15 protein-coding genes, 1 tRNA gene and 1 pseudogene are annotated in these 13,505 nt (G+C 54.8%); 9 read left to right on the plus strand and 8 right to left on the minus strand.

The annotated features are described in order from the left end of the window. Positions 1–70 precede the first annotated feature (70 nt). From ACR0LL_RS10835 to ACR0LL_RS10860, 6 genes are all read left to right on the plus strand, one after another. Positions 71–397 carry a TIGR02300 family protein gene (locus ACR0LL_RS10835; RefSeq protein WP_267366159.1) on the plus strand — a complete coding sequence of 109 codons (327 nt, stop codon included), beginning with the start codon at positions 71–73 and terminating at the stop codon, positions 395–397. Between the two features lie 143 nt (positions 398–540). Beyond that, positions 541–616: transfer RNA gene (locus tag ACR0LL_RS10840), tRNA-Ala, on the plus strand. A gap of 1,220 nt (positions 617–1,836) precedes the next feature. Further along, the gene (locus ACR0LL_RS10845) at positions 1,837–2,268 is read left to right on the plus strand and encodes a c-type cytochrome (protein WP_480483822.1); all 432 of its coding nucleotides are present in this window, start codon (positions 1,837–1,839) and stop codon (positions 2,266–2,268) included. A gap of 10 nt (positions 2,269–2,278) precedes the next feature. After that, the gene (locus ACR0LL_RS10850) at positions 2,279–2,620 is read left to right on the plus strand and encodes a copper resistance CopC family protein (RefSeq protein WP_480483823.1); all 342 of its coding nucleotides are present in this window, start codon (positions 2,279–2,281) and stop codon (positions 2,618–2,620) included. Positions 2,621–2,622: 2 nt separating this feature from the next. Further along, positions 2,623–3,489: a copper resistance D family protein gene (locus ACR0LL_RS10855; protein ID WP_480586540.1), complete on the plus strand. Its 867-nt coding sequence runs from the start codon at positions 2,623–2,625 to the stop codon at positions 3,487–3,489. Positions 3,490–3,500: 11 nt separating this feature from the next. Beyond that, positions 3,501–3,935 carry a c-type cytochrome gene (locus ACR0LL_RS10860; RefSeq protein WP_480586543.1) on the plus strand — a complete coding sequence of 145 codons (435 nt, stop codon included), beginning with the start codon at positions 3,501–3,503 and terminating at the stop codon, positions 3,933–3,935. 337 nt (positions 3,936–4,272) lie between these two features. Here the strand turns inward: ACR0LL_RS10860 and ACR0LL_RS10865 are convergent, their stop codons facing one another. From ACR0LL_RS10865 to ACR0LL_RS10890, 6 genes are all read right to left on the minus strand, one after another. After that, positions 4,273–4,932 (minus strand): DUF2461 domain-containing protein, encoded by a 660-nt coding sequence (locus ACR0LL_RS10865; protein WP_480586546.1) that lies wholly within the window; start codon positions 4,930–4,932, stop codon positions 4,273–4,275. A gap of 12 nt (positions 4,933–4,944) precedes the next feature. Continuing rightward, positions 4,945–5,283, minus strand: a complete 339-nt coding sequence (locus ACR0LL_RS10870; protein WP_480586549.1) for a TfoX/Sxy family protein — start codon at positions 5,281–5,283, stop codon at positions 4,945–4,947. A gap of 5 nt (positions 5,284–5,288) precedes the next feature. Continuing rightward, the gene (locus tag ACR0LL_RS10875) at positions 5,289–5,510 is read right to left on the minus strand and encodes a hypothetical protein (RefSeq protein WP_480586552.1); all 222 of its coding nucleotides are present in this window, start codon (positions 5,508–5,510) and stop codon (positions 5,289–5,291) included. A gap of 24 nt (positions 5,511–5,534) precedes the next feature. Next, positions 5,535–5,921 carry a VOC family protein gene (locus ACR0LL_RS10880; protein ID WP_480586555.1) on the minus strand — a complete coding sequence of 129 codons (387 nt, stop codon included), beginning with the start codon at positions 5,919–5,921 and terminating at the stop codon, positions 5,535–5,537. A gap of 68 nt (positions 5,922–5,989) precedes the next feature. Continuing rightward, entirely contained in the window at positions 5,990–7,225 is a 1,236-nt protein-coding gene (locus ACR0LL_RS10885) for an RNA polymerase sigma factor (RefSeq protein ID WP_480586556.1), read from the minus strand. 3 nt (positions 7,226–7,228) lie between these two features. Next, positions 7,229–7,600, minus strand: a complete 372-nt coding sequence (locus ACR0LL_RS10890) for a YciI family protein (RefSeq protein ID WP_480586559.1) — start codon at positions 7,598–7,600, stop codon at positions 7,229–7,231. A 227-nt stretch (positions 7,601–7,827) separates the two neighbouring features. Here ACR0LL_RS10890 and ACR0LL_RS10895 point away from each other — a divergent pair, with 227 nt between their 5' ends. Next, the gene (locus ACR0LL_RS10895) at positions 7,828–10,050 is read left to right on the plus strand and encodes a HEAT repeat domain-containing protein (protein ID WP_480586561.1); all 2,223 of its coding nucleotides are present in this window, start codon (positions 7,828–7,830) and stop codon (positions 10,048–10,050) included. Positions 10,051–10,149: 99 nt separating this feature from the next. Here the strand turns inward: ACR0LL_RS10895 and ACR0LL_RS10900 are convergent, their stop codons facing one another. Together ACR0LL_RS10900 and ACR0LL_RS10905 are read right to left on the minus strand one after the other, a co-directional pair. After that, a complete protein-coding gene (locus tag ACR0LL_RS10900; RefSeq protein WP_480586723.1) occupies positions 10,150–10,821 on the minus strand; it encodes a LysR substrate-binding domain-containing protein in 672 nt (223 codons plus the stop codon). A gap of 54 nt (positions 10,822–10,875) precedes the next feature. Further along, positions 10,876–11,055: pseudogene (locus ACR0LL_RS10905) on the minus strand (helix-turn-helix domain-containing protein); the annotation flags it as partial. Between the two features lie 178 nt (positions 11,056–11,233). On the opposite strand from ACR0LL_RS10905, the gene ugpB reads away from it, so the two are divergent. Next, on the plus strand, positions 11,234–12,544 hold the full coding sequence (gene ugpB / locus ACR0LL_RS10910) for a sn-glycerol-3-phosphate ABC transporter substrate-binding protein UgpB (protein WP_480586562.1): 1,311 nt from the start codon (positions 11,234–11,236) through the stop codon (positions 12,542–12,544). 63 nt (positions 12,545–12,607) lie between these two features. After that, the gene (gene ugpA / locus ACR0LL_RS10915; protein ID WP_209505975.1) at positions 12,608–13,489 is read left to right on the plus strand and encodes a sn-glycerol-3-phosphate ABC transporter permease UgpA; all 882 of its coding nucleotides are present in this window, start codon (positions 12,608–12,610) and stop codon (positions 13,487–13,489) included. Positions 13,490–13,505: the final 16 nt, after the last annotated feature.

The raw sequence follows: 13,505 nt of genomic DNA on the forward strand, positions 1-13,505 counted from the left end.
CAGTGCCCTCTGCCTGTGGCAGGTGAGCTGAATCATTTAGACGACTCACCTGATATCAAGGGGATTTGACATGCCCAAGGAAGAATGGGGCGTAAAGCGTGTTTGCCCGACAACCGGTAAGCGGTTTTACGACCTGAACAAGGACCCGATCATCAGCCCCTACACTGGCGAGATCGTGGAGCTTGAAACATCCAAAAGCCGTATGATCTCGGCGGATGCAGAAGACGCAGCTTCGGTCAAAGCACGTGAAAACACGGCGGATGACGATCTGGTTCTGGACGATGATGACAACGTCGACGTGGATTTGGATGACGATCTGCTGGACGATGATGATGACGACAATGATGATGTTTCTCTGGACGACATCACCGACATGTCATCAGACGACGACAACTGACCAAGTAAAAGGCGATCCCCAGGGTCGCCTTTTTCACCTGAGGAGCAGCTCGGGTGAAAATTCGCGCCCGATTCAAACTTTGGACTTGCACTCGCTGCCGCTGTCTCCTAAACGTCCGTCCACCGTACCGATGGTACAATGATGGGGCCTTAGCTCAGTTGGGAGAGCGCTTGCATGGCATGCAAGAGGTCAGGGGTTCGACTCCCCTAGGCTCCACCAAAACCTAACAATACAACCAGATAGCAAGCATTAGAGCGGTGTTACACACAGGTGTGACACAAAATGAAGCTGTATGCGTATCTCTCTCTGTCCCGACACGGCATCTACTACTTCCGTTGGCCACTGCCCGGCACAAGACCAAGCACCAAACGTCGGGCAGTGCATTGGTCTATCGCCCACCAGCCCCGGAAAACATCATTCCAACGGATCAGAGGCCGACGATGCACTAACAATCAAACTGGACCAGTCAGATGAGGCTGTTCACTATCAACAGCGGCCTCGTGATCATCAAACATAAACTGGCTAGACTGGTTGTTTGCGAGTGCGCCTTTGCTAAGTAGCTTACTCAAACGCCCCACAACGAGCTTCGCCGATAGCGTCATGGTGAGGTCCATAGCAACCCTCTGCACCATGGCCGTGCCAGTCACCGTGGTGATGCCTGTCCGTGCATGCGGCCATAGCTATGAGTATAGCCAAAAACGCCACCGTTCCCCGGGTTGCTTTTATGCTGATGCTCTGACCCATTTGCGAAGCACCTTGCTAACAACTTGGCAAACTACGCTTTGACACATGTCAACACTCAACCACAGCGTCGCCCAAATCACTGCAGTTAGGGGGGTATTAAGACGGTCCTTCTCGTATTGCTGTCTAGGAAAAGGGGAAGCTTCAATCAATTGTCCGAACAAAAAATGGTCGTGATCCGAAAAACCAAAGGGCTGGCGTTGTCATGCTTGGTCTACTGCAGTAGCGTCCTGAACCATGGTCATCCGACGATACTCACTTTTGGTACTCGCTGGCATTCTGGTCATCCTGACCGGGCTTGTTGGCGTTGCTCACGCGCGATCGGATGGCTGCGTCGGTCTTGGCTGTGAAAGCCACATGCAATCAACGGAACACGCTTCCGTGGCGAATAATAGCATCGATAAATCAACCCTACACAGCCACCACGACCCGGACAATTCAGGAACCGGCGAGTGTAATCCCACTATCTGCCAAGCAGTTGTTTTGCTCGCCCAAAACGGGGAAGCCGCGCAGGGTCAACGTGAAATTGCACCCGAGTTCCAGGTTGGAGCCCAAGCCAAGCCGATTGAGCCGGATAACCCTTACAAGCCCCCTGACTTTTGAAGCAGCGTAAATCCTTGCGAACACCTGCGACCTGCGCGTGCCGTTGTTCGCAGTGAATCGCAGCACTACCAGCTTCCAAAAGTCAGGATCAACTCATGAGAAAAAGTCTCTTATTCATCGGCGCAGGCACCGTCGCAGCCGTCGCCGCTTTCATAACCCTTCGGCCCGGCCCAATCGAAGAGGCCACATCGCCAGAGACAGGCACAGGCGGCGCCATAGTCGCAATTCAGATGCCGCCAATCGAGGGCAATGCAGTAATCGGTCAGCGTGTCTTTGATGTCTCTTGCGCTGCTTGCCACGGCGTCAATGCGGTCGGTGTAGAAGGCGCAGGACCGCCTCTGATCCACAAGATATACGAGCCCAGCCACCACGCTGACGAAGCCTTTCAGAGGGCGGTTTCACAAGGTGTAAGAAGCCATCATTGGCAGTTTGGTGACATGCCGCCGGTCGAGGGATTGACGCGAGGTGACGTTGCCATGGTGATCGCGTACATTCGTGAAATTCAACGTGCCAACGGAATAAATTGAGGACAGGACCATGAAAAAGATCGTAACTCTCGCAATCATGGCTGCTATTCCCAGCGGGGTACTGGCGCATTCCAAGGCCGAAGAAACGACACCTGCCAATGGGGCGACTGTAACCTCTGTGCCCGCTGAAATTGGCCTCAGCTTCACCAAGGACATCCGGCTGACGCGGATAGAGATGGCCCATGAAGAACACTCGGCAGTAAGCCTAGATTTGGGGGACCAGACAAGTTTTAGTCAGGAGTTCACGATCCCACTGCCGGGCAATGGAACCGGCACCTATGTCATCGAGTGGCGTGGTTTAGGTAAAGACGGCCATGCGATGCAGGGCGAGTTTTCCTTTTCCGTGGAATGAGCATGCCAGACATTTGGGGAGTTGTCGCAATCCTCGCAAAGCTGGTGCTCTACATCGGCTTTGCTGGGTCCACCGGGCTTGTCGCCGTTAAGTGCCTTTATTCCGAACTAGTCGCGCCGGTAAGCCTTGCGATGAAGCGCCAAGCCTTGGTCTTGGCGTGGCTTTCCCTCGCAGCAACGGTATTTGGTTTCATGCTCCGAGGAGCCGCCTTAACAGGCGGAGTTGACGGCATGGTCGATCCAGAGATGCTTGGCTTGCTTTGGCAGACCTCCGTAGGCGACGTACTTGCTTATCGCCTTTCAGGCGCAGTTTTGATCCTTGTGGGACTGTCTGTTCCTCGCTTTGGTCTATGGATCGCGCTGTTGGGTGGCACATTGGCCATGTGGTCCTTTGCACAGATCGGACATGTACCGGAACTGGAGAGTGTTGGCGTCCAACTGTTGCTGCTGTTGCACCTGCTGTGTGTGGCCTTTTGGGTGGGTATATTTGACCCGCTGCGGAGTATGGCTCTCATGCCTGGACACCTGACAGATGCAGCAGCGTTAGGGCACAGGTTTGGACAGGCTGCTGCACTAATTGTGCCAACGCTAGTCGCGGCGGGTCTGTGGATGGCTTGGTTGCTTGTCGGCAATCTCCAAGGGCTCTTGTTCACTGGCTACGGGCAGGCGCTGTTGATCAAGGTGTTTCTTGTGGCACTGCTGTTGATCCTCGCCGCTGCCAACAAGCTCCGATTTGTTCCGGCCATGCAAAGTGGAGAGGCAATAGCAGCGCAACGCCTCGCCCGATCCATCGAGGTTGAGGCAATAATCGTATTAGTGGTGCTGGCGACGACGGCAACACTCACGAGCGTACTAACGCTTCCGAGTTAAGGTAGGTAGAGATGAACAAACACCTTTGCGCACTGGCTATATGCAGCATTGGTACGAGCCTTGCTGCAGATCATGAGTTGTTAGATAGAGACCTAGCGAAGGGGCAGGAACTCTACGCAGTGCACTGTGCCTCATGCCATGGAGTGAATCTGGAAGGACAACCCGACTGGCAAACACCCAACGATGACGGGGTGTTGCCCGCGCCACCACATGACGTGACAGGGCACACTTGGCACCACGACAACCAGCTACTGTTCGAGTACACCAGACTAGGTGGGGCAGACACATTGGCAGCACGCGGCATTAAAGACTTCAACAGTGGTATGCCGGGTTTCGAGGGCACGCTGACTAACGAAGATATTTTGGACGTGCTGGGTTACATACGCTCCACATGGCCCGACGATGTTCAGCAAATGCAGGCCAGCCGCAACCTTCCCCACCAGTAAAAGACAGCTGGCCTCGTATAGGTTTGGACGTACACAGTACACCGTAGCAGGTTGTGCAACTTCAAGTGTGACTTCAAGAGAAGCCACAGTACAAACAAGAAATCTACAATAGTATTTACGATCAGTGTATTAGGCGTTCGGCGGCGTTTCCGGCAGGCTCCACCATATCCAAACAAAAAAACAGAGGGCAAACACTGGAGCGGCGTGGCACACAGGTGCGACCCAAAATGAAGCTGCATACTTATCTCTCGCCGTTCAGACACAGCGTTGAACGATTGAGGTCGACACCTTGGCGATATCCATCGAGCCTATGTTCCCCGCATATGGAAAGATGGGGTTACTCGACCCGAGAAAGCAGCAGAAAAACAGGTAAGAGGTCGTCGAACAATTCTGTCGTTCGTTCAATGAGGTTTGGTTCGATAGCAAAGGCGGGATTGCCTAGATCCGTCCAGACGGTAAAGCCTTTGCGGCGCAATGCTTCATCATTTGGATGATCTTTGTCAAAACCGGAGGGAACACGTTTCAATTCAGGATCCCCGACCCGGAATCCACGCTTTCGCATCTCAGCGGCAAGCTGTATCACCTCTGCCCCCTTGGGGCCTGCCATCTCTGTTCGAAAGGCATCCAACGCTTCCTTTTCGTACTGGAACACCCCGCAGCCAAGCGCCAGATCATCGGGTGAGAGCCCAAAGAACCACATCGGTGGCTGATCCGCATTCCCGTCAGGGATAAACGCAATATGCAGGTGTGCGTTGTAAGGTGTTTTGTCCTTGGAAAATCGGACATCCCGATGAATACGAAAAATCTTGCTGCTGTGGGTCTGGCCAGTCAGATCACGCAAGGCATCCGCCATGTTATCCGCGAAGTGCCTGCTGGCCTCCTTCAAATGGGTCTCGTAAATTGCCTTGTTGGCTGCAAACCATTCCTTCGTGTTATTGGCCCGCAAGTCCCTTAGAAAACCAAGCGCTGCGGGTGAGAAACTTTCAAATTTGGCCATTGATTTCTCCGTTCAGTCTTTCGCGGGAAGTGCTGCGGCGTGTTCGAGACAAAGGTGTAACCAGCGCAGCAAAGCGGCGTCATCGCAATCACTCTCATCCACGCGGATAAAACCACCCAGTTTGCGTGCACCGTGAATCACTTCCTGAGCCGCAGGGTCCGCCAGCGCAATGCTTTCGTTGTCCTTGCCCACCCGGAACATGAAACGGCCCAGCCCGTCGTTATGCCGCCGCGCCCCGCACAGCATGTTGCCGTTCAAGAAAAAGCAATTGCCACCCATCATACGCTTTTCTGAAATGCCCACATGCGCGGCCAAAGCGTCACGAATGCGTGCGTTGAGGGTTTCATCCACCGGCATCAGCTGGATGCCTCAGGCTGCCGGTGGATCGACGGCGCGAACGAAACATATTCGACGAAGTTTCCATTTGACCGCAGCACGCGCAAGAGCCTGTTGCCCCCATCCCATAACGGATGGATACCCGCCCTGGACCGACGCAGGTCAAAAGCAGTCGCCAGTGGAATGCTCACCCAGACCAATACCGCCGCAATAACCCGCACGATGTGCGAATATTGTTCCATCTGCGCCCTCCTTTCAGGCAGTTCTCAGGGTCTCATGCTTTCGTAGGTGATCAATGCAAAGCGTGCACTTTGCGGGTCGTTCAGCGTGGCCATGCGCCCGACACCCGGCATATCCATCGCGGGTTGAAGAACTGTGGCGCCTTTGGCTTCGGCCTTTGCAACACTCGCATCCACGTCGGCCACCGTGAAGAAGATCGTCCAGCTTCCACGCTCCTCTGGCATTGGTGAAAAGCCTCCGATAGCGGTCTCGCCCACAACTGCGGCCGAATAACTTGACCCATCCTGCATCGGCATGTCGCTGATCTTCCAGCCCAGCACATCCTGATAAAAGGATTTGGCCTTGCTCTGATCCGGCCCAGAATGCCCGATCCATCCTGAATTTCCGACAGCCGTCATCTCAAGTATACTCATGGGTACCTCCGTTGGTTACGCCCGCCACATACGGGTCTGACCCAAGGACGTATGAGGAGTGTGTGTTCCTACAGGCCCTCCAATTCTTTTTGACTGAATTTGATTTTTTCGTTGATCACGTCGCACTCCAACGCGGTGGGAGAAAGCGCCAACACGGTTTCAAAGGCGGAAATGGCGTCTTTATGATCCCCCGCTTCTTGCAAAAGGCCACCTCGCATCGCGTGAAACCAACGATAGTTGGACAGCTCCTGTGACAGCGGATCCATTGCCTTCAAAGCATATTGTGGGCCGTGTAGCTTGGCCTGTGCGGCAATCTGGTTGAGCCGGATCACAGGTGTCGGCTGCAATGCGTAAAGGGCGGCGTAGTGGCTTTCGATTAACGCCCAGTTGGTTTCTTCGGACGAGGTTGAACAGGCATGTGCCTGGGCGATTGCAGCTTGGATGATGTAGACCCCGCGGTGGCCAATCCGCTGGGCTTTTTGCAACAGCGATGTAGCTTCAGCGATATTCGAGCGATCCCAAAGATCGCGGTTCTGATCGTCGAGTGCGACGAGCTTGCCTTCGGTGTCAATCCGGGCCCAGCGCCGGGCGTGTTGAAACAACAATAGCGCCAGCAATGCGGCCTGCTCGCCCATTGCAGGGAACAATGCGACAAGAAGGCGGGCAAGCCGGATCGCTTCTTTGCATAGCGTGAGCTTGATTTGCTGCGGCCCGGCCGAGGTCGACCACCCTTCGCTGAACATCAGGTAAACCATTGTCGAGACTTCGCCCAACCGGGCTTGCCTTTCAGCCGGGCTTGGCGTTTCAAAGGCGACCGGGTTATTTGCTATTTTCTTTTTGGCGCGGGTAATGCGCTGTTCCATGGTCTTGGACTTGACCAGAAATCCGCTGGCGATCTCATCGACGCTCAGCCCCGCGACCACCCGCAAGGCGATGGCGATCTGATCCCGCCGATCCAGTTCCGGGTGACAACAGATGAACAGCAAGCGCAGGACATCATCCCGCATCTCGTCAGGGTCGGGTGTTTCCGCCGGCATCGGTTGAAACTCCTCTGCGTGGCGCGACAGGATTGCCGCGCGCCGCCGGGATTTGCGTATATCGTCCAGACCCGCATTCCGGGCCGTGGCCAGAAGCCATGCCAATGGATCACGAGGCGCCCCGTCCTGAGGCCAAACCGCCAAGGCTTTCAGGCAGGCGTCGGCAAAGGCCTCCTCTGCGGTGTCCAGATCCCGAAAAGCCCGCGTGAGGGCAGCAATGGCGCGCGGGCGTTGTTCAGCAAATGTGGCCTCGAGCCAGACTGACATGATCTATTCCGACGATATGGCACCCCCCGCCCAGGCCACAGGCCGAACTTCCAGCCGCGCGACCGGTGAAGAGATCAGTTTTGCATGTTCCAACGCTTCCTCAAGATCTTTGAAATCAGCGGCGTAAAACCCAAGGAAGTTTTCCTTGGTCTCGGAAAACGGGCCATCGGTGATCAGGGGGGCAGCACCTTCGGACGCCGCCGATTCGACCATTACCGCTGACGTTGGCGGCATCAGTTTTATCGACACGAACTCTCCGCGTTCCGACAAAACCGCTTGCAGGGCGCGATGGCCTGACATCACTTCGTCCTGGCGATCTTTCGGCAATGCCTCGAACACGCCCGGTTCCCCATAAATTGTGATTGCGTAGATCATTTTCGCCTCCATGCGTTGGTCGCATTGTGCAAGGACGCGCGACGCCATGCAAATCCGACAACACGCAGAGCCGACAGATTGCCCAGACCGCTTTTGTCTGAAAACCCAAGGGTCCGGGCTTCCATTTCCGTCCAGATAACAGGTTGGGTGATTTCAAAAACCGGAGCAAAACCGGTACCTTGAAAACTGGTTCCCAGAAAAATGTCCAAATGGTAGGCTGCGAAACTATGGAAAGCCGGCCAAATCGTCGATTAGCAGCCATCTTAGCCGCCGATATCGCAGGCTATTCAAGATTGGTTGGCTTGGATGAAGAAGGCACCATCGACAAGCTGCGCCGGATCCGCGCTGAAGTCATCGAGCCCTTGATCGCCGGGTATTCAGGGCGCATTGCGAACACAGCCGGTGATAGTTTTCTGATCGAATTCCCCAGCGCGGTCGATGCGGTTCGCGCCGCCGTCGAGATACAGGCCGAACTGTCGAAAAGAAACTCGGATACCGAACCTGATCGCGCAATCGTTTTTCGGATCGGTTTGAATGTCGGCGATGTCGTCTCAAACGCCGATGACATCCTGGGTGATGGTGTCAACGTTGCCGCACGGCTTGAGGCACTGGCAGAACCTGGGGGGATTATCGCCTCGCAGGCGATTGTCGGATACTCGCGCAACAAGGTGCCCTTCGCCTTTACGCCAATTGGCCCGCAATCCGTCAAGAATATCGCGGACCCCATTGAGGCGTTCCGCGTCGAAACAGATGCGTTGACCCCGGCGGTAAAGCAAAAAACGAAGAAAGCGCCGCGTTTAATGAAGCTGGCTGCAATTCTGATCTTGTTGGGCGCGACCGGGTATATCGGGACAAAGACATGGGAAAAGGGTCAGTTGCGCGCTTCTGAGGCACAGATGGCTTACCCTCTGCCGGACCTGCCCTCGATCGCCGTGCTTCCCTTGACGAATTTCACCAGCGACGCGTCCAACAAGATGTTGATAGATGGCGTTTCCGAGGATCTGATAACGGACCTGTCCCGCATATCAGGGTTATTTGTCATCGCCGGAAACACATCCTTTGCATTTCAGGACCGCGACATTGATGTGGCAGGTTTTGCCGAGAAACTGGGCGTTCGCTATGTCGTTGATGGAAGCCTTAGACGCAGCCGAGAGGGTTTTCGGGTCAACATCCGCCTGACGGACACGTTGAACGGCAGATTGATCTGGGCGGAACGTTTCGACGGTGAAATCGATGAGATCTTCGACCTGCAAAACAACATTGTACTGGCGATTGCGCGCGAGTTGGATGTCCCGCTCGACACGCAAAGCCGGATTGCTATCGAAAGCATAGAGACTGAAAAGATTGAGGCGCGCGAAGCGTTCCAGCGCGGATGGGCGCTTTATTCACGCTTCAATGAACAGGACAATCTGGCCGCAATTCCGCATTTTGAGCGGGCTGTCGAGCTGGACCCGAATTATGCGCGCGCCTGGGCGATGTTAGCTATGGTACATTTGCGACCGCACATCTTCCACCACTGGTCAGGCTTTGCGAATGCTGAAGAACAGATGCATATCGGGCTGTTCTATAAATACTACCGTGAACTGACGCATCAGGACACCTCGCTTATCCACGTCATCAGGGCAATTGTCGCTCTCAACCTTCCGGACTGGGACAGCGCCGAGGGTGTAAGTCGGGGAACAGAAGAAGCGAGACAAGAAGCCGCGAAAGCCATTGCCCTGCAACCAAGCGACCCCGAAGCGCATGTGACAATGGGATGGGCCTTGATCGCGGGTGGCGAGCCAGAGGAAGGGCTGGCATTTGTACAGGCTGCAATGCGCCTCGACCCGGAATACCCCAGCCACTACGCGCTATTTCAAGGTGCTGCGCTGTTTGCGATGAATGATCTGACAGGTGCAGAGGCCGTTATTAGGTCTGAGCTGGACCGAAACCCGCAGGCAGTAGAGTTGATGCCATTTGCAGCGTCGGTTCTGGCCTTGAATGGCGATCGAAGCAGCGCGCGTGCAATGATCGAACAATGGCAGAATGGAAAAAACGAGAAGGTTCTGGGCGAAGCGGTGCGCGATTATTTCTTTATCGTGCGATGGATCGGCGAGCATCAGCATTTGAACAACCGCTTGAAAAACGGCCTTCAATTGGCCGCGCTTCCGCCGAGCACGACAGTTGCAAGCCTCAAAGCTGATCTGATGCGCGGAGATGCCAAGGAACAACGTGACGCGGCTCAGTCTTTGGCGCTCTTTGGAGCTGACGCAGCCCCAGCCGTTCCTGAACTGATCATGCTGTTGGGCAGCCCTTCGGTTTTTGTCAGAAAAGAAGCGGCCAACGCATTGGGTGAAATCGGCGGGAAAGCATCCCCCGCTTTGCCTGCATTGGAAGCAGCCGCAGACGGGTCTTTGTCGGGTAGATTTGCCGCCCGAGCCATTGAACAGATACGCGGAGCCTCACAATAACGACGACTTTGGGCGTATTCGATCCCTTGGCTCCTGCTTTTTCTGGAGAGTGTTGGCTGGAAACGCGGGCAGGTATCCTTCGTCCCGGTGACCGCAGCCTCACGCAAGTGTTCTGAACGCATTCAGACTTTCGCTGAAATGCTCGATGAACTCCAGTGTTATCAAAGACGGCTGCTTCAAAACCGGGCGTACCAGCGAAAGAGTATGCGGCAAAAACGGCTTGAATGGCCTGTAGCTTAGCTCCCGGTCTGTGTAATGGACAGCGTCCAGTTCGCTGACGATTGAGACACCGACGCCTTTTATGGCCAATTCACATGCTGCCGTAAATTGCCGGACTTCGATATGAGAGTTGAGTGTAACGTTGGCCTGCTGAAATGCCTTCGAAAGCCGTCCGAAAAAATCGCTGTCGCGCCGCGTATGTATGATGTTCTCATCTGCAAGATCGGATGGCGTCACCTCCGAGAGGTTCTCAAGCGCGTGATTTTTCGGGAATACGCAAACCGTGCGCACATCGACATTTCTGCTTTCGACCCCCGGATGACCGTTGAAGCCATCGGTGATTCCAAAGTCATATTGTTCGCCAACCATCCATTCCAATATCCGTTCCGGCCTGTCCGGTTCGATCGTCATGGTGACACCTGGCCGGTCTTTCAGAAAACTTGCCACAACATCCGGCAGATGGCTGGTGGCGAAACCGGGCAGGCAGGCGACGCGGATGTGCCCGGCTTTACGCTGTGTGATATTCTGACTTGCGTCCGATATCTGCTTCATTAATTCCAGGACACGATCCACGCTGGGTTGCAGATAGCGAACTTCCTGGGTTGGCACCAATCTCCCTTTGCGGCGATCAAAAAGTTGAAATCCAAACGATTTTTCAAGATCCGACAGCAACCTGCTGACAGCTGGTTGGCTCACCCCCAAATCGGCGGCCGCTGCTGTGACCGAACCATTGGTGGTCACCGCCATGAGTGCTTCCAATTGCCGAATTCTCAAAGTTTGTCTCATTGCAGACCCAGTTCCGCTTTTTTATTCACGCTGTATAACATTGTATTATGTTTTTTGCCAATAAGTAGGGCTTGAATTATATTTCTGTAACGGTAACGTCGTGAAATCGTCATGTGTGTCGAATACGCGTTGCAGTCGGTACTCAACGAAGCATCAAACCTGATGCATGGGAGGAATCATGAAAAAGAATTTGCTTGGCGCTCTTGCCGTTACAACTGCCTTGTCCCCCTTGGCGGCAATGGCACAAACCGAAGTTCAATTCTGGCATGCCTTTACCGGCCGCCTTGGCGAACTTGTCAAAGCGCAGGTTGAAGAATTCAACGCCAGTCAGGATGAGTTTGTCGTGGTCGAAAGCCACAAGGGCAACTATTCAGAAACCCTGAACGCTGGCATTGCCGCTTTCCGTGCTGGCGAACAGCCACACATCCTGATGGTTTTCGAAGTTGGCACCGCAACGATGATGTCAGCAAAAGGCGCGATCAAGCCGGTCTACGAAGTCATGGCTGAAAGTGGCGCGTCTTTTGATCCCGATGCCTATATCGGCGCGGTGAAGGGTTACTACACCACCACCGACGGCGATATGTTGTCGCTGCCGTTCAACTCTTCCACGCCGGTCTTGTGGGTCAACCGCGACGCCATGCAGGCGGCAGGTGTTGATCCTGATACTGACCTGTCAACTTGGGAAAAAGTCGGCGATGTGCTGGAGCAACTCAAAGCCGGAGGCGAGGACTGCCCGCTGGTGACGGCATGGCAAAGCTGGATTCACCTGGAAAACCTGTCAGCCTATCACAACGTTCCGTTTGCATCGCAGGACAATGGTTTTGCCGGTCTGGACACAGAACTGATGCTGAACGGCCCGGTACAGGTCGCGCACCTGAGCGCCATGGGTGACTGGGCCAAGGATGGGAAATTCATCTATACCGGTCGCAGAAATGAAGGCGGCGCAAACTTCAGGGCCGGAGAATGTGCCTTGTTCACCGAAAGCTCGGCCGGGTATGCCGGGATCAAAGCCGAGGCCGAGTTCGACTTTGATGTGCGCCCGCTGCCGTATTGGGAAGCGGTCACAAGCGAGCCTCAAAACACCATCATCGGCGGTGCATCCCTTTGGGTGATGGAAGGTCATGATCCCGAAGAATACAAAGGCGTTGGCGAGTTCCTGAGCTTCTTGTCCTCGTCCGACGTTCAGGCGGCATGGCACCAGAATACCGGCTATCTTCCGATTACCGCAGAAGCCGGTGAAGCGACTCGTGCGGCCGGTTTCTATGATGAAAACCCGGGCACCGATATCGCTGTGATCCAGATGACCGCGAAAGAGCCGACAGCAAATTCGAAAGGTCTGCGTCTGGGATCGTTCGATCAAATTCGCGGTATCATCGATGAGGAACTTGAGGCCATCTGGTCCGGTGAGAAAACCGCCCAGGAAGCCATGGACAGCGCCAAAGAACGCGGTGACGCGCTTCTGCGCAGGTTCGAATCGGCGAATCAATAAACCTCTGAAATCCGGTGCGGGCTCGGCAGAGCCCGCATCCACTATTCCCGGCGGGTCATCAGGATGGAAAAACGCGTCACATTCCGCGGCTGGCTGTTGCCATTGGCGCTGATCGCCCCACAGGTCGTCATTTCTGCCGTATTCTTCTTTTATCCCGCTGCACAAGCTGTGTGGCAGTCGCTGTTCATCCCAGATCCGTTCGGGTTGTCGTCCAAGTTCGTCGGTCTGGGCAATTTTGAATTTCTGCTAAGCGACAAGTTTTATCGCGCATCCTTTGTAACCACGGCCGTGTTTTCGACGCTTGTTACGCTCTGCTCCATGATCCCGGCCCTGTTTCTGGCAGTCATTGCAGATCGGCTGATCAAAGGATCCGGAGCTTATCGGACGCTGCTGATTTGGCCTTATGCAGTCGCACCGGCGGTTGCGGGTGTGCTATGGCTGTTCATGTTCAACACGCGCGTCGGTGTCGTGTCGTGGTATCTTGGACAGCTGGGCTATGACTGGAACCACGTCTTGAATGGCACCGAGGCGATGGGGCTTGTGGTTGTCGCTTCGGCCTGGGGGCGCATCAGTTATAACTTTTTGTTCTTCTTCGCCGCACTCCAGTCGGTTCCGCGGTCGGTCATCGAGGCCGCAGCGATCGATGGCGCACGGTTCTGGCGCAGGTTTTTCACGATTGTCCTGCCGTTGCTGTCACCGACAGCGTTTTTCCTGCTTGTAGTGAATGTGGTCTATGCGTTCTTTGAAACTTTCGGCGTAATCCACACAATCACCGGTGGCGGTCCGCAGCAGGCCACGACCATTCTGGTTTACAAAGTCTTTTCAGACGGGTTCGTCGGTCAGGATCTGGGCTCGTCTTCGGCGCAATCGGTCATTTTGCTGATTGTCGTCGGCCTTCTGACCGTCATTCAGTTCAAGTACGTGGAAAAGAGGGTGCATTACTGATGGCAGCCCAACAGCA

Source organism: Ruegeria sp. AI2, from assembly GCF_056541275.1.